A 21,227-nucleotide genomic window follows, 5' to 3' on the forward strand; every position below is an offset into this window, starting at 1 on the left:
GACCCATGGCAAACGTGCAAAGCGGCAAAATGATCGTCGGTCTCGATATCGGCACCTCCAAGGTGGTGGCGCTGGTCGGCGAGGTCGGTGAAGACGGCACGATCGAAATCGTCGGTATTGGCACGCATCCGTCCCGGGGCCTGAAGAAGGGCGTGGTGGTGAACATCGAGTCCACCGTGCAATCGATCCAGCGCGCCATCGAAGAAGCGCAGCTGATGGCCGGTTGCCGGATTCACTCGGCGTTCGTCGGCGTGGCCGGCAACCATATCCGCAGCCTGAACTCCCACGGCATCGTGGCGATCCGCGACCGTGAGGTCAGCTCGGCCGACCTCGAGCGCGTCCTCGACGCCGCCCAGGCCGTGGCGATCCCGGCTGACCAGCGTGTGCTGCATACCTTGCCGCAGGACTACGTGATCGATAACCAGGAAGGCGTTCGCGAGCCGCTGGGCATGTCCGGCGTGCGCCTGGAAGCCAAGGTCCACGTGGTGACCTGCGCCGTCAACGCGGCACAGAACATTGAAAAATGCGTGCGCCGCTGTGGCCTGGAAATCGACGACATCATTCTTGAGCAGTTGGCGTCCGCGTATTCGGTACTGACCGACGACGAAAAAGAACTCGGCGTGTGCCTGGTGGACATCGGCGGCGGCACCACCGACATCGCGATCTTCACCGAGGGTGCGATCCGTCACACCGCCGTGATCCCGATTGCCGGCGACCAGGTCACCAACGACATCGCCATGGCGTTGCGTACACCGACCCAGTACGCCGAAGAAATCAAGATCCGCTACGCCTGCGCCCTGGCCAAGCTGGCTGGTGCCGGTGAAACCATCAAGGTGCCGAGCGTCGGCGACCGTCCGCCGCGCGAACTGTCGCGCCAGGCCCTGGCCGAAGTGGTCGAACCGCGTTACGACGAGCTGTTCACCCTGATCCAGGCCGAGCTGCGCCGCAGCGGCTACGAAGATTTGATCCCGGCCGGCATTGTGCTGACCGGTGGTACCTCGAAGATGGAAGGCGCGGTCGAACTGGCCGAGGAAATCTTCCACATGCCGGTGCGCCTGGGCGTGCCCCATGGCGTCAAGGGCCTGGGCGACGTTGTGCGCAACCCGATTTATTCCACCGGTGTGGGCTTGCTGTTGTACGGGCTGCAAAAGCAGACCGACGGCATTTCCCTGTCGGGCCCGAGTATCCGCGACAGCTACCGCAGTGATGACGAAGCCAAAGCGCCGTTGTTCGAGCGGCTGCAGGCGTGGGTCAAGGGGAACTTCTGACGAAGTTAGCTTCAGGCGGCAAGCTTCAAGCTTCAAGCTTCAAGCTTCAAGCGGCGAATTTTAGGTTTCAAGTAACACGCTTCAGGCTTGCAGCTAATAGCTTGCAACTTGGAGCTGCAGTAAAGCAGTAGGCGAAAAAACTAGAGAAAACGAAAGGAGAGGGAACATGTTTGAACTCGTAGACAACATCCCCGCTAGCCCGGTTATCAAAGTAATCGGTGTCGGCGGTGGCGGCGGCAACGCTGTCAACCATATGGTCAAGAGCAACATTGAAGGCGTTGAATTCATCTGCGCCAACACTGATGCCCAGGCGCTGAAAAGCATCGGCGCGCGGACCATCCTGCAATTGGGCACAGCCGTGACCAAGGGCCTCGGCGCTGGCGCCAATCCGGAAGTCGGCCGTCAAGCTGCCCTGGAAGACCGCGAGCGTATTGCCGAAGTGCTGCAAGGCACCAACATGGTGTTCATCACCACCGGCATGGGCGGCGGTACCGGTACCGGTGCAGCGCCGATCATTGCCGAAGTGGCCAAGGAAATGGGGATCCTGACCGTCGCTGTCGTGACCCGTCCGTTCCCGTTCGAAGGCCGCAAGCGTATGCAGATCGCCGACGAAGGTATCCGTCTGCTGTCTGAAAGCGTCGACTCGTTGATCACCATCCCCAACGAGAAACTGCTGACCATCCTGGGCAAGGACGCAAGCCTGCTGTCCGCGTTCGCCAAGGCTGACGATGTACTGGCCGGTGCCGTTCGCGGTATCTCCGACATCATCAAGCGCCCAGGCATGATCAACGTCGACTTTGCCGACGTACGTACCGTCATGAGCGAAATGGGCATGGCGATGATGGGCACTGGCTGCGCCAGCGGTCCGAACCGTGCACGCGAAGCCACCGAAGCGGCCATCCGCAACCCGCTGCTCGAAGACGTGAACCTGCAAGGTGCACGCGGCATCCTGGTGAATATCACCGCTGGCCCTGACCTGTCCCTGGGTGAGTACTCCGACGTGGGTAGCATCATCGAAGCCTTCGCATCCGAGCATGCCATGGTCAAGGTCGGTACCGTTATCGATCCGGACATGCGCGACGAGCTGCACGTAACCGTGGTTGCGACCGGCCTGGGTGCGAAAATCGAGAAGCCTGTAAAGGTCATCGACAACACCCTGCACAACAGCCAGGCCAGCCACGCCAGCCAGTCGACTGCTGCTCCAGCGCCTTCGCGCCAGGAATTGCCGTCGGTGAACTACCGTGACCTGGACCGTCCGACCGTGATGCGCAACCAGGCTCAGGCCGGTGCTGCGGCGTCCCGTAGCCCGAATCCGCAAGACGATCTGGACTACCTGGATATCCCGGCATTCCTGCGTCGTCAGGCCGATTAATGGAATGTATCAGGGCTATGAAGGTGATTGGTGTTCAGCAAAGGTCTGGTCTGCTATTATCGCCAGCCTTTGTTGATACCAGTTCGCAATTTGCGCTGAAGCGGTCCAAGCCATGATTAAACAACGCACCCTGAAGAATATTATTCGTGCCACAGGTGTAGGTCTGCACTCCGGGGAGAAGGTATACCTGACCCTCAAGCCTGCACCTGTCGACACCGGCATCGTGTTTGTGCGTGCCGACCTGGACCCTGTGGTGCAGATTCCTGCTCGCGCGGAAAACGTTGGCGAAACCACGATGTCGACCACACTGGTCAACGGTGACGTCAAAGTGGATACGGTGGAGCACTTGCTCTCGGCCATGGCTGGCCTGGGCATCGATAACGCCTACGTCGAGCTCTCCGCGTCCGAAGTCCCGATCATGGATGGCAGCGCTGGTCCCTTCGTATTCCTGATTCAATCTGCCGGCCTGGAAGAACAGGACGCAGCCAAGAAGTTCATTCGCATTCTGCGGGAAGTGACAGTGGAAGACGGCGACAAGCGCGCCACCTTCGTCCCGTTCGAAGGCTTTAAAGTGAGCTTTGAGATCGATTTCGATCACCCGGTATTCCGTGACCGCACCCAAAGTGCAAGCGTGGATTTTTCCAGCACTTCGTTCGTAAAAGAAGTCAGCCGCGCCCGTACCTTTGGTTTCATGAGTGACATCGAGTACCTGCGCAAGCACAACCTCGCACTCGGCGGCAGCGTTGAAAACGCCATTGTGGTCGACGCGGATGGTGTACTGAACGAAGACGGCCTTCGCTACGAAGACGAATTCGTCAAGCACAAGATCCTCGATGCAATCGGTGACCTCTACCTGCTGGGCAATAGCCTGATAGGCGAGTTCAAAGGCTTCAAGTCGGGCCACGCCCTTAACAACCAGCTGCTGCGCAAGTTGATTGAGCAGACAGACGCTTGGGAAGTCGTGACCTTCGAAGATGCCAGCACCGCACCGATCTCTTACATGCGTCCCGTTGCGGCGGTGTAAGTAACAACTCTCTTTCTTTAGTTTTTAAAGGCTGCCTTCGGGTGGCCTTTTTTTTGGCTTGAATCTAACGACCTCGTGATTGTTCGGCCTGCATGAATATCGGGACTGGCAATATGGGTGGCCCGGCGAGCAGATCAGTTCCAAAAGGAATGCACAGAATCTTCTTGCAATAGTTAGTCGGTTTTCTTCACGTCTGAGACCTGAGTAATGTAACAACGTACGTGGTTGGCCGCATGGATGCTCTGGATTGAAATTTTTTCGAGTTTCGGAGTAATAGTTATGTTGATGATTTTTCTGCTGGAAAGAGTGTTCAGTTTGACTTCAACGGCTATGCCCGGAGTGTCCGAATATGAATAAGGAAGACGGGATTTTACAGGCGTTTGGGATGATGCTCGGATTACCCGGACTCATGTTTGATACTTCACGTGTTTGTCAGTTGCGCGTGGAGGGTCTCAGATTGGCGCTTTATGATAATCGCGCCAGAAAGAGTATGACGCTTCTATGTGAACTCTCGGACCCGTCGAATAACCGTGCGCAAATCGAAGACTGGCACAAGTTTCTTCTCGAATACCAGTTTAAGTACTTGCATGAAAACACAGCTGTTATCGGGTTCAGCGCTGCGTCAGAAGCCCTGGTTGCGATGAAGCACATCGCTAACGATGAACTGTCGCTGTCACTGCTCGGTAGTAACCTGAATGCATTGATTGAATGGGTGCTGGAATGTTTTCACCAGTTTTCATCGAGATCGCAGCAGGTGCCTGTCAGCTTGCCATCCGTCGCGCAGACGTCTTTCAACTGCCTGAGCAGAGGTCACTATGCCTAGTATCAGCCCGACCAATGTCCCCAATAACCTGCCAGTTTTCGCCGAAGGGCAGGCATCACGCAGTGGGGAAAGCAGCGGTATAAAACGCCGTGTCACCGAAGGTGATGTCAATGGCTCGTTAAGCGCATCATTGCCCGGTTCATCGGGTAAAGGCTCCGGAATTCACGAGGATGTCGCGGCGCGACAAATTGTGAAGGCGTTTCGGGGGTTTATCAGTGGCAAATGCCGTGAGCGAATGATTCACAACGGAGCGATCTGGAAGGCCACGGCGGCGGGTACGGAGAAGAGTCACATTGATGACCTCTCCAGAAGCAACCTTCATACGTTGCGTAAAGAGCTCGGTGGGTTGTCCGCACAAGAGAGTAGTTTTCTGCAGAATTTCTTCAAAGTGCCGCTGTATGCGACACATAGTACAGCTGCGCCGGTTAAGCGCGACGATGACAGCGTTGCATTGTTTTCGCGGCAGAAACTTATTGATCGTCATATTATTTTTAATACTGAAAACTCACCTCAGGAAGATATAAAACTGTTGGGCAATGATGATTTTGTGTTCTTTGCCTTGGAGGCAGGCAGTGAGCCGAAGAAACCTAGTAGTCGGTTTGGCGGCACGACGTACCGATTTGATTTTGACGCGACTGCCTTCAAGGAGTCCGCGTGGTTAAGCCTGGTTGAAATGCGTTTTGCGAAGACGCCTAATTTGGATCGGCATATTGACGGCCTGAACAGTACTGAATACGCGAATCTTTCAAAGCGCACACTTCAACCGTTTGAAACGGTTTTTTCCGGGGGCGATATGAAGGCCGGTATTGGATTATCGCTTATCCGGGATTTGCGTAAGCTTTCACCGACGACCAATCATCGTCTACTGAGCTGCACGGGTGAGGTGGAAATCAATAAGCTGATTAACGGCCTCTATCGTCCAGAAATAAAAGTCGCCAGGCACTTTTTCTCGAATAACTATATGGAGGCCGCCGTCAGGAAGGATGACAAGGCATAACGCCTATCCTTAGCGCCATGCGGGGCGCCGTGTCGGGATGCATGCACCCTGGCTCGATTGATACGTGCGGGTTGCGGTGTTACAGCAAAGCGCTGTCCACAATCCGATTACGCCCCGTATGCTTGGCTTCGTACAACGCCTGGTCCGCGCTCAACAGCAGTGCTTCTAACGACACACGGCTGCGCTTGGTCCAGGTGCTCATGCCGATGCTCACGGTGACCGATTGTTCGTCTCCCGCCCTCCTTGGCAAATACTCGACGCCACTGCGGATATGCTCGGCAATCACCCAGGCGCCCTTGGCGTCGGTGTGCGGCAGTACTACCGCAAACTCCTCCCCGCCGTAACGCGCCGCCAAGTCGGCCGGCCGGCGAATATTGCTACCGATCACCTGGGCCACGTTTCGCAGAGCCTCATCGCCACCATGATGCCCATGGCGGTCGTTAAACGCCTTGAAGTGGTCGACGTCGATCATCAGCACCGTCAGCGGTTCGGTCGAGCGTTGTGCTCGGTCCCATTCCAGGCGCAGGCGCTCGTCCAGGGTGCGGCGGTTGGCCAGACCGGTAAGGGCATCGGTCCCTGCCAGTTCTGACAGCACCTGCTCGACCCCGTGGCGCCGTCGCAGCTCCTTGCACAGCGCCCAGGTCAGCCATAACAGGCCAATGCATAACACCCCCGTTGCGAGGCTGACCAACCACGCTGCGCGTCGCCAGGGCGCGAATACTTCATCGCTGGCCAGGGCCACCGCGACGATCAACGGCAAATTGCCCACGCTGGAGAAACTGTAGAGCCGCCCCTGATGATCGACACTGGAGACGCTGCGAAAATTACCGTCCCGCTCGCGTAGCATGCGTGCCACATTGGGCCGCGAACTCAGGTCCTTGTTGATCATATTCACTTCCAGCAAGGGCTCCTGGGCCAGCAGGATACCGTGATGGTTGAGCAGATTGATGGTGCTGCCGGCGCCGATATTCAGGCTGCTGAACAGTTGGTGGAAGTATGAAAGGCGCATGGAGGCGACCGCTACCCCTTGAAAGCCTCCGTGCGCTGAAGAAACCCGGCGGCTGAACGCAATGCGCCATGGGTCTTCGCATTCACAGCGGGCCATGAACGGTCGACTGATATACAACCCGATATCGGAGTTGCCACGGTGGACCTGGAAATAGTCGCGGTCGGCGAAGTTGCCAGTCTTGGGTGTGAGCAGGGAAGAGTCGGCAATCACTTCGCCGCTTGGATCCAGCAGCAGGATGTCGCCCTTGTACGGCGCTGCGTTGGAGCGGTCGAACAGCACCAGGTGCCGGATGCTTGCCGGTAGGCCCTGCAGGTCGTTGCGCGCGGTCGCGGCGATCAGGCCTTCGAGGGCCATGTCATACAGCTCGACGTTGCGTAGCACATCGGCGTCGATCAATTGGGTGATGGTATTGGCGGTGCGCTTGGCGGTCTGCAAGGTGTTGGCGTGTTCACGAATCAACAGAGCGGTGACGATACCCACGATCAGCAATACCGTGAGGGTGCTGCCCAGGATCAACAAGCGCTCCGGGCGGCGGGTAGGGCGGGCAGGGCTTGGGCTCATCGGGCGTACTTCTGCGTTGAGATGCCCTTAGCGTAGTAGCAACTCTGGAATATGGCGCAGAACCAAATGTGGGAGGGGGCTTGCCCCCGATAGCAGAGTGTCAGCAAATGATATGTTGACTGGCCCACCGCTATCGGGGGCAAGCCCCCTCCCACATTGGATCTTAATCGTCAGCACGATCGTGATCAGAACACGTTGATCGGATAGTCCACGATCACCCGATACTCATCCACATCCCGATCCACCGCCGAATAGCCATTGCCACCTCGGTTGGTCGCCCATTGCAGGCGCACCGCCAGGTCTTTGGCCTTGCCGCCTTGCACCACGTACTTCAAGTCGATGTCCCGCTCCCAGTGCCTGGCGTTCTTGCCATCGGCGCTGTACCAGCTGCCGTAGCCGCAGCTGTTCGGGTCAACGCGCGTCAGGTCGGTCTTGCCGCTGATATAGGACACGGCGGACGTCAGGCCCGGCAGGCCGACACCGGCAAAATCGTAGGCGTACTTGAGCTTCCACGAACGCTCGTTGGGGCCGTTGAAGTCCGAATATTGCTGGGAGTTGTCCAGGTACACGCTGTCGCCCTGGGTGATGTAGTCGAACGGCGTGTTGCCGTTGACCCGCTGATACGCGGCGGTGACGCTGTGGTTGCCCACGCCTACGGTGACATGCAGGCTGTAGGTGTTGTTGTCGATATCGCCGAGCAGCGCCTGGCCGGTGTCCTGGGTGTGGTAGTAGTGCAGGCCGGGGGTCAGGCTGACCAGGTCGTTCAGTGCGTAGGTGTATTCAAGGTCGTAGTAGTACTGGTGCCATACGTCCTTGAGTTCGGCGGCGTACAGGTTGCTGGTCAGCCCCGGGATCGCGCTGAACGATACACCGGCCCAGTTCAGGTGCTGGCTGTCGGCGTTGGCCGGCAACGCGCCGTAGCTGGTGCCGATGCGCCGGTGGCCGCTCTGGTTGTAGAGCTTGGTAAAGCTGGCCTGGCCGCCTTCGAACATCCAGCCGTCGAGGCTGTGGTTGCTCAGGCTCACACCGCGAAACGTCTGGGGCAGCATGCGCGTCATGCCGCCGGCGATCACCGGGTTGTTGAGGAACAGGTCGCCGGCCTTCAACTCGGTGTCGAACGCACGCATTTTCAGGGTGCCGCCAGCGGTGGAGAACGCACCGGGCGCCTTGCCGTTGCCGCTGCCGTACGGAAGGATGCTGGAGCCGTCCGTGCCGCCACCGCCGTCGAGCTTGAGGCCGAGCATGGCGTTGAGGTCCAGGCCGAAACCGACTGCGCCCTGGGTGTAGCCGGACTCGAAGGTGCCGATAAAGCCCTGGCCCCACTCTTTGCTGTCATCGGTGTGAATGTCGCGGCGGTCGCGGTTCATGTAGTAGTTGCGGGTGTTGATCGTGAGGTGCGAACCCTCGACGAAACCGTCGGCGGGTGCAGTGTCTGCCGCGTGGGCAAGAGGGGTGATCGTTGTTGCGATTGCGAGGAATAACGGGGTGAACGTCAGCGAGTTCTTCACCGGTGGAGCTCCTTTGGTCAAGCATGAACGGCCAGTGTCGTGGGGGTGTGCCTGGCCTTTTTTTACGGCAAAAAAAAAGCCGCTGAAGTCAGCGGCTTTAAGACAGATTCCCAGTGTAGAGCCCTGGAAATAAGTCGAGGGAAATTCGGGTGAGTGGTCAGCTGCCTTTGCCGGCGCGCTCATCGATGCGTCAAAGTAACGCAGGCGAGCGCTGCGATACAGAGTGTAACAAGATAATGACTGTTGCCCAAATCGCAACAGTTGCCAGGAGATATGCACATAACCTAACTGTGGGAGGTGTTCTCCAGACTCAGACAGGCAGGGTCATGCCGAAGGTATTGCCGCCACCTTCGCTGCGCACGAACACATCCCCGCCATGCATCAACGCAATCGCCTTGACGATGGCCAGCCCCAGCCCGTGATTCGCGCCGCTGTTGCTGCGTGACGCGTCCACTCGGTAAAACCGTTCGAACAGGCGCGGCAGGTGTTCGTCGGCAATTGCCTCACCGGGATTGGTCACGCCGATCATTACCTGTTGGCCCTGCACTTCTATATGCACGTCGATGACCTGCCCCGGTGCGGTGTGTTGCACGGCATTGCTCAGCAGGTTGATCAGTGCGCGTCGCAGGTGGGCCTTTTCGATCTGCACCCGAGCATCGCCGTGCACACGTACTTCGACCTGGGCGTCTTCAAGGATGAAGTCCAGGTAGTCGAGGGTGGTGGCGACTTCATCGGCCAGGGCGCTTTCGATCAGCTTGGTGGCCTTGCTGCCCTGGTCGGCACTGGCGAGGAACAGCATGTCGTTGATGATCGAGCGCAGCCGTTCCAGTTCTTCCAGGTTCGATTGCAGCACCTCGAAATAATGCTCGGCCGAGCGCCCGCGGGTCAGTGCGACCTGGGTCTGGCCGATCAGGTTGGTCAGCGGCGAGCGCAGTTCATGGGCGACGTCGGCGTTGAAGGATTCCAGGCGTGAGTAGGCGAGTTCGACGCGGTCGAGGGTGGCGTTGAACGAGTTGACGAACTGGCTCAGTTCCGGCGGCAGCGGTGACAGTTGCAGGCGCCCGGAGAGCTTGGGCGGTGCGAGTTTGCGGGCTTCGGCCGAGAGCTTTTGCAGGGGTTTGAGGCCGATGCGCGACACCCAGAAACCCAGCAACGAGGCCATGACCACGCCGACCAGCGCCAGGCTGACCAGCGCCACCAGCAGATGGTGCTGGGTGGCGCGGAAATTCTCGGTGTCGATGGCGATCATGAAACGCAGCGGCGGGCGTTGCTCCTTGGCGGCAAACTGGCTGACCAGCACCTTGAACGGGTAATCGTGGCCGGGCAGGCGCAGGTCGCGTTTCCCGGTCGGGCCCTGGGCAAACGCACGAATCTGCGCATCGGGCTCGCCGTATTCGTAACCCGGGTCGCTGCTGACCACCCAGAAGCGGATGCGCTTGTCTTCTTCGCCCAGCAGCTTGAGCTTGGCCTTTATCTTGACCCAATGCTCCGGCGTACCGAAGCGGTTCACCGAGGATTCCAGCACGCTGTAGCGCGCATCCAGCTCGGCCCCCGGCAACAGGCCCAGGCCGCGGTCCACTTGCTGGTAGAGCGCGCCGCCGATCAGCACGAAGATCAGCAGCGCCACCAGGCTGAACATGCCGCTCAGGCGCAGGGCGATGGAGTTAGCCGGCACTGCGGTTCTCCAGCACGTAGCCCATGCCCCGGATGGTGTGCAGCAGCTTGTGCTCGAAGGGCCCGTCGAGTTTGGCGCGCAGGCGCTTGATCGCCACTTCGACGACATTGGCGTCGCTGTCGAAATTGATGTCCCAGACCATCTCGGCGATGGCCGTCTTGGACAGGATTTCGCCCTGGCGCCGCGCCAATACGCTGAGCAGCGAGAACTCCTTCGCCGTCAGGTCCAGGCGCACGCCGTTGCGGCTGGCCTTGCGGCTGATCAGGTCGATCCACAGGTCGGCCACCGTCACCTGCACCGGCTCATGGCCGCCGCTGCGTCGGGTCAGTGCTTGCAGGCGCGCCACCAGTTCCAGGAAGGAAAACGGCTTGCCCAGGTAGTCGTCGGCGCCTTCGCGCAGGCCACGGATGCGGTCTTCCACGCGTTCGCGGGCAGTGAGCATGATCACCGGGGTCTGTTTGCGCGCACGCAAGGCGCGCAACACGCCAAAGCCGTCGAGCGCCGGCAGCATCACGTCCAGCACGATCACCGCGTAATCGTTCTCCAGTGCCAGGTGCAAACCCTCGACGCCTTCGCGCGCCACGTCGACGGTGTAGCCTTGCTCCGTCAGGCCGCGGTGCAGGTAGTCCGCGGTTTTTTCTTCATCTTCGATAATCAGGACGCGCATCAGCCTTTTGTTCCAGGGCGGGGCCTTGGCCTCAGTGTGTGGTCGCCAGCGCGAGCGCCGGTTTGGGCCTGTGGAAAAAACGTTCAAGGTACAAGTATATGACTGGCGTGGTGAACAGCGTCAGCGCCTGGCTCACCAGCAAGCCACCGACCACCGCGATGCCCAGCGGTTGGCGCAGCTCCGCGCCGGGGCCGGAACCGAGCATCAACGGCACCGCGCCAAGCAAGGCGGCGAGGGTGGTCATGATGATCGGCCGGAACCGCGTGACACAGGCTTCGTAGATCGCCTCCTCAGGCGGCAGGCCGCGCACGCGCTGGGCCTCCAGGGCGAAGTCGATCATCAGGATGCCGTTTTTCTTGACGATGCCGATCAGCAGCACCAGGCCGATCAAGGCCATGATCGAGAAGTCCTGGCCCAGCAGCCACAGCATGATCAACGCGCCCAGGCCCGCCGAGGGCAGGGTGGAAATGATCGTCAGCGGGTGCACGAAACTCTCGTACAGTACGCCCAGGATAATGTAGACCGCCACCAGTGCCGCGAGGATCAACCACGGCTGGCTGGTCAATGAACTCTGGAACGCCTGGGCCGCGCCCTGGAAATTACCGATGATCGCAGCGGGCATGCCGATATCGTTCTTGGCCTGGTTGAGCATGATCACCGCATCGCCCAGGGCCACACCGGGCGCCAGGTTGAACGACAGGTTGGCAGCGGGGAACATGCCGTCATGGCTGATGGACAGCGGCCCCACCGTAGGCGGGTCGACCCTGGCCAGCGCCGACAGCGGTACCATCTCGTTGGTCAGCGGCGAGCGCAGGTAAAAATAGTTCAGGCTCTCGGCCTTGCCGCGCTGCTGGCGGTCCAGCTCCAGCACCACCTGGTACTGGTTGATTTCGGTCTGGTACTCGTTGATCTGGCGCTGGCCGAAGGCATCGTACAGCGCCTGATCGACATCGGTGGCGCTCAGGCCGAAACGCGCGGCGGCCTGGCGGTCGATCGTGATGTGGGTGATGCTGCCGCCCAGTTGCAGGTCGTTGGACAGGTCACGAAACGCCGGGTTGGTGCGCAGTTTTTCGGTAAGACGCTGGGTCCAGGTGTTCAGTGTCGGACCGTCGTTGCTCTTGAGCACGTACTGGTACTGGGCGCGGCTGGGACCGGAGCTCAAGTTGATGTCCTGGCCGGCGCGCAGGTACAGGACGATGCCCGGCACCTTCGCCAGCTGCGGGCGGATGCGGTCGATGAACTGACTGGCGGACACGTCGCGGTCGGCGCGGTCTTTCAAGGCAATCCAGAAGCGGCCGTTGGCGATGGTCTGGTTGCTGCCGGTCACGCCCACCGAATGGGAGAAGGCCTGCACCGCCGGGTCGGCCTTGACGATCTCGGCCAGGGCCTTGTGCTTGGCGACCATGTCCGGGTACGACACATCGGCCGCCGCCTCGCTGGTGCCGAGCACAAAACCGGTGTCCTGCACCGGGAAGAATCCCTTGGGGATAAACACGTAGCCGACCACGGCGAGGGCCAGGGTTACCACGAAGATCATCGCCATGCTGCGTTGGTGGGCCAGGGCGCGGCGCAGGTTGCGCGCATAGCCGGCCAGCAGACGCTCGCTGAACGTGGGTTTGGCATGGGCAGGATGGGTCGGCGCACGCATGAACAGTGCCGCGAGGGTGGGCGCCAGGGTCAGCGAGACCACCACCGAAATCAGGATGGTCGAGGTGGCTGTCAGCGCAAACTCCTTGAACAGCCGCCCGACCACGCCGCCCATGAACAGCAGCGGAATGAATGCCGCCACCAGCGAGAAGCTGATGGACACCACGGTAAAGCCGATTTCGCCCGAGCCTTTGATCGCGGCCTCGCGCTTGTCCATCCCGGCCTCCAGATGCCGATGGATGTTTTCTACCACCACAATCGCATCGTCCACCACAAAGCCCACGGCAATCACGATGGCGACCAGGGTCAGGTTGTTCAAGCTGAAGCCCATCACATACATCAGCGCGAAACTGGCCACCAGCGAAACACCGAGCACGGCCGACACAATCAACGTCGCCGACAGTTGGCGCAGGAACAGCGCCATCACCGCCACCACCAGCAGGATGGCGATCAGCAGGGTCATTTCCACTTCATGCAGGGAGGCGCGGATGGTCTTGGTGCGGTCGGTCAATACGCTGACCTGCACCGAGGCCGGCAGCATGGCTTCCAGGCGTGGCAGTGCTTGCTGGATGCGGTCGACCGTGTCGACGATATTCGCGCCCGGCTGGCGCGAAATCACCAGGTTGACCCCCGGTGTATCGCCGGACCAGGCTTGCACGTAGGCGTTTTCCGAACCGTTGATGACCCTGGCGATATCACGCAACTGCACCGGCGCGCCATTCTTGTAGGACACAATCAACTGGGCGTATTCGTCAGGGTGAAACAGTTGATCGTTGGTCGACAGGGTCGAGACACTGTCGGCGCCGTAGATCGCGCCCTTGGCCAGGTTCAGGCTCGACTGCTGGATGGCCAGGCGAATGTCCGCGAGTGTCAGGCCGACCGCCGCGAGTTTGTCGGGGGAGGCCTGCACGCGAATCGCCGGGCGTTGCTGGCCGGTGATGTTGATCTGGCCGACACCGTCGATCTGGCTGATCTGGCGCGCCAGCAGGGTTTCCACGTAGTCGCTCAGTTCGGTGCCGGGCATGCTGGCGGAGCTGACGCTGAGGATCAGCACCGGGCTGTCGGCCGGGTTGACCTTCTTCCAGGTCGGCAGGCTCGGCATATCGCCGGGCAGCTTGCCGGAAGCGGTATTGATCGCGGCCTGGACTTCCTGGGCGGCGGTGTCGATGCTTTTGTCCAGGGTGAATTGCAGGGTCAACAGGCTTGAGCCCAAGGCGCTGCTGGACGTCATCTGGGTCATGCCGGGGATGGCGCTGAATTGCACTTCAAGCGGCGTCGCCACCGATGAGGCCATGGTGTCCGGGCTGGCGCCGGGTAGCTGGGCGGTGACCTGGATCGTCGGAAACTCCGCTTCCGGCAGTGGCGCAACGGCCAGGCGCGGGAAGGCAATGATGCCCAGCAGCACCAGGGCAAACGTCAGCAGCAGGGTGGCGACCGGATGATCAACGCACCAGGCCGAGGGCGAGCGACTGCCACTCATGGCTGCACCTTGGCATCGGCGGTCTGGATGATTGGCGGCGGCTCCTTGAGCACCTCCACCCGGGCGCCGGCCTTGAGCCGCGACTGGCCGTCGCTGACCAGCACATCCCCGGCCCGCACGCCCTCGATGATATTCACCTCGCTGTTCTGGTAGCGGACCTGCACCGGCACCACTTCGACGTGGTCAGCGTTGAGCCGGTACACGAAATGCGAATCCAGGCCACGCTGCACCACGGTCGGCGGCACCACCAGGGCGTTTCTGTCGAGCGCGGTCTGGATCTTGATGGTCACCAGTTGTCCCGGCCACAGCTTGTGCGCGCTGTTGGCGAACTCGGCCTTGGCGCGCAGGGTGCCGGTGCTGGAACTGATCTGGTTGTCGATCACGCTCAAGTGGCCTTCGCCGAGCAAGTCGCCGGTCTGGCCATCGGTGTCGGCGCCCAGGTAGGCATTCACGCTGGCTCTCTGGGGCGCGGCGATCAGGCCTTGCAGGCTCGGCAGCATCTGCTGTGGCAGGGAAAACTCGACAGCAATCGGGGCGATCTGGGTGACCGAGAACAACCCCTGGGTATCGCTCATGCGCAGGAAGTTTCCTTCATCCACCGTGCGAATGCCCACGCGGCCACTGATGGGGGAGCGAATCTGCGTGTAGGAAAGTTGTACTTGAGCCGCATCAATCGCTGCCTGGTTCCCCTGCGCGCTGGCCTTGAGCTGATTGACCAGTGCTTGTTGCTGGTCGTAGGTCTGCTTCGACACGCCGTCGTCGATACTCAGGGCCTTGTAGCGCTTGAGGTTGACCAGCGCCACTTGCAGCTGCGCCTGGCTCTCCCCCAGTTGTGCCTTGGCCTGGTCGAGGCTGGCGCGGATCGAGCGGTCATCGAGGGTTGCCAGCAAGTCGCCGGCCTTCACCGGCTGGCCTTCCTTGACCAGCAACCGAGTGAGAATGCCGTCGATCTGCGGGCGGATCACCACGCTGTGCAACGACAATACCGAGCCGATGCCGCTGACGAACCGGGGTACATCCTGTTGCGCCACGCTCACCACGCGTACCGGAATCGCACTGGGTGCCGCCAGCCTGGCCTTGGCGGGCCGAGTCATCGCCCAGGCTGTCACTGCCAGAACCAGAAGGGCGCCCACCAGCAGGGCCGTGTTTCGTTTTAGGTGCATAGGATGAACGCCGCAGGTGCAGTTGCAAGATTCAAGCTGCAAGTTTGTGTCAATGGCTTATAACTCGGTAAACCGGTCAGCACGGTGACTGCAAACTGACAGCCGTGACAGCTGAGCTATTTGACTTGCGGCTTGAAGCTTACCGCTGACAGCTCCAGCCCCGTATACTCACGCCTTTACACACATTGCTGCGCCGGAGCCCTTATGACTTCCCCGATCCAACCCCCCGTTGAAGCGGTCGACGCCGACGGCGTTGAAAAAGCCGAAATCCCGGCGTTCAAGTTTCCCTTCAAGCCGGGAGAACTGGCCGGGGCCAGGCCGGCCGGCCAGCCTTGGTACAAAGGTGGCGCCAGGAACGGCCATACCAAGACCCCAGGTATGGCGCCGCCGGGCACACGCCGTTCGATGGGTAAACGTTGAGAGTAATACCGGTGCACGCCGTATAGGCATTTGCCTACAACTCGCGTCGATATTTCTGCTTGTAGGTCCGCGACCGTTTCTTGAAAGCTTGCCCAGCATCGCCATGCCCTGATCAGCTGTCGGGATATGGCGATGCCGCCCTCTCTGGAAAAGGACGTTTCCCGTGGCCCTGATACACCTTTGTGTGGCGCTCGCTCTCCTGCTGTCGGTGGAGGCCGTGGTCGCCGTCGAGCCGCCGCGACGCGAAATCCGCTTCGCTGTCGCTGCGCATTTCCCTCCCTTTCAAAGCCGAAACCCGCAAGGGCAATTGGTGGGGCTCAATATCGAATTGGGTAACGCCTTGTGCGTGCAGCTCAACGTGCATTGCACCTGGGTCGACCAGGTCGTCATGGAAAATTTTCCCGCCCTCGACGCCAGGCAATTTGACGCGATCATGGGGATGGCGCCGACCTTGATCCGACAGCAATGGGTCAATTTCAGCGATGACCTTTACCCGATCACCACCCGCCTGGTGGCACGCAAGGATTCAGGCTTGAGACCGGACAGGCAGTCACTCAAGGGCAAGCGCGTCGGGGTTCGGTTAAGAAGCAACCGTGAAGCCTTTGCCCTGTCCCGCTGGGCGCCTTCGGGCGTGTACATCAAGAGTTTCTGGCTCAATGACCAACTGGTGGGCAGCCTCCTCGCGGGCGAGATCGATGCAACGCTGCAAGGCACCGTGGAAATCCGCGAAGCGTTGCTCGACAAGCCCGAAGGTATGGATTTCGCTTTCATGGGCCCCCCAGTGTCGTCCGAGCTGTTGGGCAGCAGTGTCGCGATTGCGTTGCGCAAGACCGATACCGTCTTGCGTACCGAACTCAACCGCGCCCTGGAGCAACTCAAGCAAAACGGCGAATACCAGCGGATTCTCCAGCCCTACCGCCTCGACACAACGCCCATTGATCCATCAACACTCAGGCCGCCCGCAACGGGATAAACGCGTAATTGGCCGGCACCTCGGTGGCAATCTGCGCCCCGGCGTCCAGCAGTTGTTCGGCAATGTCCATGGCGGACACATGAAACACCCACTGATTGGCCGTCATCGGCTGGGCAGTCGCCGTGTCAATGGCCTGGGCGAACGCCTGCATATCCGGGAGATACGCCGTGAACCCGTCGCCCTTGAGCGCCGTGGTACGAATCCCCAGTAGGGCGCACACGGACTCCTTGGTTTGCACATCATCACGGTCGGCCTGGCGTGAACGGCGGATCAGTTCCGCCAGTTCAGCGTCCATCAACTCACCGCCAACGATCAACGCCGGCCCCTGTTCCCAGGACTCCGGTGGGCAATCCTTGGCGCTCGGGTTCAACGGGATATGCGGATTGATCTCCATCGGATAGATCCGGCACACCAGCGGGCGTCGTTCGTAAATGCCGCAGCGATTGTCTTCGTCAAGATTCCGACAGCGCCCGGCGTTGTACGCGGCGAAGGTGATTGCCACAAAGGCCTCGGTATTGCCGCTGGGGACCACCACTGAACGGCGCTCGGCATGTTCACGCTGCTGCTGGGGCAACCCCAGGCCGCTGGCGAGAAAACCTTCGACCAGCACGATCACGTTGCCGCCGTCCGCCGCCCAGTGACGGGCTTCTTCGAGGGTCAGGGGCACGTGGTGATCGGAGCAGCATTTGCCGCAACCTACGCAGGAAAAGTGAGTGTTCATGGCGGATCTGTCACCAGGCAAGGTCAGAAGGCAAGCGAGAGCGGTGACGGGTTTTGACCTCTGTCCACCGCTTGGCCTATCTGGAAGCAAGTTATGCGCCAGTGAGCGTCAGTCCTCGGCCACCACGTCGCGCAGCACGAAGCCCATGCCTGCGCTTTCATACAATTGCCGCGCGCGCAGATTACGCTCCAGCACCTTGAGATCCACATAAGGTTCGCCACGTTGCTTGAACACGTGGAAGGCATGCAGCAACAACGCCCGGCCCAGCCCCTGGCCTTGCGCGCAGGGGTGTACCGAGAGGTTCCTGATAAAGGCACTGGTCCAACAGACCGCCACGCCGAGAATGCCATCAGCATTGCTGGCCACCAGGCACAGGCGCGGGTCGAATTCGGCATCGGTAACGAATTGCCGGCGCCACTGCTCAAGGCTTACCACACGGCCACCGCCCTGATCCTGAGTCATGCGCACTACCGCGTGAATGGCCGGGGCCAATTCATCGCGGTAGTGATCCAGTTGCGTACCGGCCGGCCACTGCGGGGCAGGCAGGCTTGCGCTCAGGTCGCGCCGCAGCAGCTGGAAATATTCAGCCAAGGCTTACAATCCTTTTTGCGCCACGGTTTGCGCAGCGACTACCAGGCACTTGGTCAGCTCAGGGGAGGAAAACTTGGTCAGCACCGCATCGGCACCGGCCAGGCGCGCTTTCTCACTGTTCATCGCACTGTCCAGGGAGGTGTGCAGCAATATGTAGAGCTGCTGGAAGTCCGGGGTTTCGCGCAAGGTGCGGGTGAGGGCATACCCGTCCATCTCGGACATTTCGATGTCCGAGACCACCACATTGATCTGCTCGCCGGTGCCTTGCAGCTCCAGCAATACATCGATGGCTTCCTTGGCGCTGCGTGCGGTGTGACAGGTCAGGCCGAGGTTGCGCAAGGTGTGCACCGATTGCTGCAGCGCCACTTGGCTGTCGTCGACCACCAGAATGCGCGCGTTGCCGAGGACTTCGGCTTCCTCCATGGTCAGGTCGGTCGGCGCGGCTTCGATCGGCGCCGGGGCGATGCCATGGATGACTTTTTCGATATCCAGCACTTGCACCAGGCCACCTTCCACCTGGGTCACCCCGGTAATGAACGCGCGGTTGCCGCCGGAGCCATAGGGCGGCGGGCGGATATCGGTGGTCAGGCAATGCACGATCTTGCTCACCGCCTGCACATGCAAACCCTGCTTGGAACGGCTGACATCGGTGACGATCAGGCAGCCGCCGTTCGGGTCCAGCAACGGCATCTCGCCCAAGGCGCGGCTCAGGTCGATCACGGCCAACGAGTTACCGCGCAACGTGGCAATGCCTTTGACGTGGGGGTGCGACTCCGGCAGTTTGGTCAGCGGAGGGCAGGGGATGATTTCGCTGACTTTCAGCAGGTTGATCGCCATCAGCTTGCCGCTGCGCAAGGTAAAGAGCAGAAGCGAGAGTGAGTCTGCGCGGGCTTTGGTGGTGGACATAAAAACCTTCTGTGGATCAGGGAAGACGATCTTCTATGGCAGGTTATCGACTTGGGGGGCCTGGGCTTTAACCTGATTTTGTGTCGAGTCCCAATGTAGGAGGGGGCTTGCCCCCGATGGCGGTGGGTCAGTCAAAGATGGGCTGACTGACACTCCCTCATCGGCGGCAAGCCCCCTCCCACCTTGGATCGCTGTCAGCCTTTCCATACTTGCGGGTTCACCAGGTCCTGCGGGCGCTGGCCGAGCAGGGCGCTGCGCAGGTTGTCCAGCGCGCGGTTGGCCATGGCTTCGCGGGTTTCACCGGTCGCCGAACCGATGTGCGGCAGGGTCACCGCATTGCTCAGTTGGAACAGTGGCGACTCGGCCAGCGGTTCCTTCTCATACACATCCAGCCCGGCGCCACGAATACGCTGGGTTTGCAGGGCTTCGATCAGTGCCGGCTCGTCCACCACCGGGCCACGGGAAATGTTGATCAGGATGGCACCGGGCTTCATCAGCGCCAGCTCCCGGCGGCTGATCAGGTGACGGGTCTTGTCGCTCAAGGGCACCACCAGGCAGACGAAATCCGCCTCGGCCAGCAACTGATCGAGGCTGCGAAACTGTGCGCCCAGTTCCTGTTCCAGCGCGCTCTTGCGGCTGTTGCCGCTGTACAGGATCGGCATATTGAAGCCCAGGCGCCCACGCCGGGCCACGGCCGCGCCGATATTGCCCATGCCGACGATGCCCAGGGTCTTGCCGTGCACATCGCAGCCGAACAATGGTGCACCAACGCTGGCTTTCCACTGGCCGGCCTTGGTCCAGGCATCCAGTTCGGCCACGCGGCGCGCGCTGCTCATCAACAGGGCGAAGGCCAGGTCGGCGGTGCTTTCGGTGAGCACGTCAGGGGTATTGGTGAGCATGATCCCGCGCTCATTGAAGTACCCGACATCGTAGTTGTCGTAGCCCACCGACACACTGGACACCACCTCCAGGTGGCGCGCGCCTTCAAGCTGTTCGCGGCCCAGCTTGCGGCCCACACCGATCAACCCGTGGGCATGGGGCAGGGCTTCGTTGAATTGCGCGTTGATGTCCCCCAGCTTGGGATTGGGCGCGATCACCTCGAAATCCTGTTGCAGGCGCTCGATCATGTGCGGCGTGACACGGCTGAAGGCGAGGACAGTCTTTTTCATGGCAGGCGGGCTCATCGACGACGAAAGAATGCCAGGCACGCTAACATTCCCGCCGTTGATTGTCAGGACACCGCAGTTCTAAAGTGGGCAGGTTCTTAATGTGGGAGGGGGCTTGCCCCCGATTGCGGTGTGTCAGTCAAAGATGCTCAAACTGACCCACCGCTATCGGGGGCAAGCCCCCTCCCACATTTGATCTCTATTGTTGGGTAAGACTCAGTTCGCCATCCGCACGCCACCCAAACCACCGCTCAATTCATACGCCACCAGCTCCGCCTGGTGCGCGGCGAGGATTTCCGGCAACGAACCGCGCAGGTATTCCACCCAGGTCTTGATCTTCGCATCCAGGTATTGGCGCGACGGGTAGATGGCGTACAGGTTCAACTCCTGGGAGCGGTAGGTCGGCATCACGCGCACCAGTGTGCCGTTGCGCAGCCCTTCGATGGCGGCGTACACCGGCAGCAGGCCGACGCCCATGCCGCTGGTGATGGCGGTTTTCATCGCATCGGCCGAATTCACCAGGAACGGCGAGCTGTTGATCGCCACGCTTTCCTGGCCTTCAGGGCCGTTGAAGGTCCATTTGTCCAACTGGATCACCGGACTGACCAGGCGCAGGCAGGCATGGTTGAGCAAGTCCTGGGGCCGCTGTGCGCAGCCCTTGGCTTTGACGTACTCCGGCGAGGCGCAGGCGATGCTGTAGGTGATGCCCAGGCGTTGCGAGACGAAACCCGAATCCGGCAGTTCGCTGGCCAGTACGATGGACACGTCGTAGCCCTCATCGAGCAAGTCCGGCACGCGGTTGGCCAGGGTCAGGTCGAAGGTCACATCGGGGTGGGTGCGGCGGTAGCGAGCGATGGCGTCGATCACGAAGTGCTGGCCGATACCGGTCATGGTGTGCACTTTCAGTTGCCCGGCGGGCCGCGCGTGGGCGTCGCTGGCCTCTGCTTCGGCTTCCTCGACGTAGGCGAGGATCTGCTCACAGCGCAGCAGATAGCGCTTGCCTGCCTCGGTCAGCGCAATGCGGCGGGTGGTGCGGTTGAGCAAGCGGGTTTGCAGGTGGGCCTCAAGGTTTGAGACCGCGCGCGAAACGTTGGCGGTGGTGGTGTCCAGTTGCGCGGCGGCGGCGGTAAAGCTGCCGGCCTCTGCAACGCAACTGAACGCGCGCATGTTTTGCAAGGTGTCCATGGGGTGTTCTCAAGGGAGATGGCAAATTGTGACATGAAGTTGCGCACAGGTGTGTATCCGCTCGGCCTGGC

18 protein-coding genes are annotated in these 21,227 nt (G+C 60.7%); 7 read left to right on the forward strand and 11 right to left on the reverse strand.

Going from position 1 to position 21,227, the window contains the following annotated elements; genetic code table 11:
• Nucleotides 1-5: 5 nt before the first annotated feature.
• From ftsA to PspCFBP13528_RS04835, 5 genes are all read left to right on the forward strand, one after another.
• A complete protein-coding gene (ftsA, locus tag PspCFBP13528_RS04815; RefSeq protein ID WP_137199717.1) occupies nucleotides 6-1,268 on the forward strand; it encodes a cell division protein FtsA in 1,263 nt (420 codons plus the stop codon).
• A 166-nt stretch (nucleotides 1,269-1,434) separates the two neighbouring features.
• Nucleotides 1,435-2,640 carry a cell division protein FtsZ gene (gene ftsZ, locus PspCFBP13528_RS04820; protein WP_065951657.1) on the forward strand — a complete coding sequence of 402 codons (1,206 nt, stop codon included), beginning with the start codon at nucleotides 1,435-1,437 and terminating at the stop codon, nucleotides 2,638-2,640.
• Between the two features lie 112 nt (nucleotides 2,641-2,752).
• Nucleotides 2,753-3,664: a UDP-3-O-acyl-N-acetylglucosamine deacetylase gene (lpxC, locus tag PspCFBP13528_RS04825; protein ID WP_003171886.1), complete on the forward strand. Its 912-nt coding sequence runs from the start codon at nucleotides 2,753-2,755 to the stop codon at nucleotides 3,662-3,664.
• A 349-nt stretch (nucleotides 3,665-4,013) separates the two neighbouring features.
• Nucleotides 4,014-4,487 carry a CesT family type III secretion system chaperone gene (locus PspCFBP13528_RS04830; RefSeq protein WP_137199718.1) on the forward strand — a complete coding sequence of 158 codons (474 nt, stop codon included), beginning with the start codon at nucleotides 4,014-4,016 and terminating at the stop codon, nucleotides 4,485-4,487.
• Nucleotides 4,480-5,484 carry a hypothetical protein gene (locus PspCFBP13528_RS04835; RefSeq protein ID WP_137199719.1) on the forward strand — a complete coding sequence of 335 codons (1,005 nt, stop codon included), beginning with the start codon at nucleotides 4,480-4,482 and terminating at the stop codon, nucleotides 5,482-5,484. The genes PspCFBP13528_RS04830 and PspCFBP13528_RS04835 overlap by 8 nt, the downstream gene beginning before the upstream one ends.
• A gap of 79 nt (nucleotides 5,485-5,563) precedes the next feature.
• Here PspCFBP13528_RS04835 and PspCFBP13528_RS04840 read toward each other — a convergent pair whose 3' ends face one another.
• The 6 genes from PspCFBP13528_RS04840 to PspCFBP13528_RS04865 form a co-directional block, all read right to left on the reverse strand.
• Nucleotides 5,564-7,054 carry a sensor domain-containing diguanylate cyclase gene (locus PspCFBP13528_RS04840; RefSeq protein ID WP_065951660.1) on the reverse strand — a complete coding sequence of 497 codons (1,491 nt, stop codon included), beginning with the start codon at nucleotides 7,052-7,054 and terminating at the stop codon, nucleotides 5,564-5,566.
• 185 nt (nucleotides 7,055-7,239) lie between these two features.
• Nucleotides 7,240-8,562 carry an OprD family porin gene (locus PspCFBP13528_RS04845; RefSeq protein WP_137199720.1) on the reverse strand — a complete coding sequence of 441 codons (1,323 nt, stop codon included), beginning with the start codon at nucleotides 8,560-8,562 and terminating at the stop codon, nucleotides 7,240-7,242.
• A 310-nt stretch (nucleotides 8,563-8,872) separates the two neighbouring features.
• Nucleotides 8,873-10,237 carry a heavy metal sensor histidine kinase gene (locus PspCFBP13528_RS04850; protein WP_137199721.1) on the reverse strand — a complete coding sequence of 455 codons (1,365 nt, stop codon included), beginning with the start codon at nucleotides 10,235-10,237 and terminating at the stop codon, nucleotides 8,873-8,875.
• Nucleotides 10,227-10,904, reverse strand: coding sequence for a heavy metal response regulator transcription factor (locus PspCFBP13528_RS04855; protein WP_065885833.1), 678 nt, complete (start codon nucleotides 10,902-10,904; stop codon nucleotides 10,227-10,229). The genes PspCFBP13528_RS04850 and PspCFBP13528_RS04855 overlap by 11 nt, the downstream gene beginning before the upstream one ends.
• Nucleotides 10,905-10,935: 31 nt before the next feature.
• Entirely contained in the window at nucleotides 10,936-14,031 is a 3,096-nt protein-coding gene (locus PspCFBP13528_RS04860) for a multidrug efflux RND transporter permease subunit (protein WP_137199722.1), read from the reverse strand.
• Nucleotides 14,028-15,194 (reverse strand): efflux RND transporter periplasmic adaptor subunit, encoded by a 1,167-nt coding sequence (locus PspCFBP13528_RS04865; RefSeq protein WP_137199723.1) that lies wholly within the window; start codon nucleotides 15,192-15,194, stop codon nucleotides 14,028-14,030. The genes PspCFBP13528_RS04860 and PspCFBP13528_RS04865 overlap by 4 nt, the downstream gene beginning before the upstream one ends.
• 204 nt (nucleotides 15,195-15,398) lie before the next feature.
• On the opposite strand from PspCFBP13528_RS04865, the gene PspCFBP13528_RS04870 reads away from it, so the two are divergent.
• A complete protein-coding gene (locus tag PspCFBP13528_RS04870; RefSeq protein ID WP_065951665.1) occupies nucleotides 15,399-15,614 on the forward strand; it encodes a hypothetical protein in 216 nt (71 codons plus the stop codon).
• 163 nt (nucleotides 15,615-15,777) lie between these two features.
• The gene (locus PspCFBP13528_RS04875) at nucleotides 15,778-16,587 is read left to right on the forward strand and encodes a transporter substrate-binding domain-containing protein (protein ID WP_137199724.1); all 810 of its coding nucleotides are present in this window, start codon (nucleotides 15,778-15,780) and stop codon (nucleotides 16,585-16,587) included.
• Here the strand turns inward: PspCFBP13528_RS04875 and PspCFBP13528_RS04880 are convergent.
• The 5 genes from PspCFBP13528_RS04880 to PspCFBP13528_RS04900 form a co-directional block, all read right to left on the reverse strand.
• On the reverse strand, nucleotides 16,565-17,308 hold the full coding sequence (locus PspCFBP13528_RS04880) for a YkgJ family cysteine cluster protein (protein ID WP_101218269.1): 744 nt from the start codon (nucleotides 17,306-17,308) through the stop codon (nucleotides 16,565-16,567). The two genes, PspCFBP13528_RS04875 and PspCFBP13528_RS04880, sit on opposite strands and share 23 nt — an antisense overlap.
• A gap of 108 nt (nucleotides 17,309-17,416) precedes the next feature.
• Nucleotides 17,417-17,899 carry a GNAT family N-acetyltransferase gene (locus tag PspCFBP13528_RS04885; RefSeq protein ID WP_137199725.1) on the reverse strand — a complete coding sequence of 161 codons (483 nt, stop codon included), beginning with the start codon at nucleotides 17,897-17,899 and terminating at the stop codon, nucleotides 17,417-17,419.
• A gap of 3 nt (nucleotides 17,900-17,902) precedes the next feature.
• Nucleotides 17,903-18,805, reverse strand: a complete 903-nt coding sequence (locus PspCFBP13528_RS04890) for a chemotaxis protein (RefSeq protein ID WP_065951669.1) — start codon at nucleotides 18,803-18,805, stop codon at nucleotides 17,903-17,905.
• A 194-nt stretch (nucleotides 18,806-18,999) separates the two neighbouring features.
• Nucleotides 19,000-19,974, reverse strand: coding sequence for a D-glycerate dehydrogenase (locus PspCFBP13528_RS04895; protein WP_065951670.1), 975 nt, complete (start codon nucleotides 19,972-19,974; stop codon nucleotides 19,000-19,002).
• Between the two features lie 213 nt (nucleotides 19,975-20,187).
• Nucleotides 20,188-21,156, reverse strand: a complete 969-nt coding sequence (locus PspCFBP13528_RS04900; protein ID WP_065885842.1) for a LysR family transcriptional regulator — start codon at nucleotides 21,154-21,156, stop codon at nucleotides 20,188-20,190.
• Nucleotides 21,157-21,227: the final 71 nt, after the last annotated feature.

Origin of the sequence: Pseudomonas sp. CFBP13528, assembly GCF_005233615.1 — a bacterium.
Lineage (GTDB): Bacteria > Pseudomonadota > Gammaproteobacteria > Pseudomonadales > Pseudomonadaceae > Aquipseudomonas > Aquipseudomonas fluorescens_AM.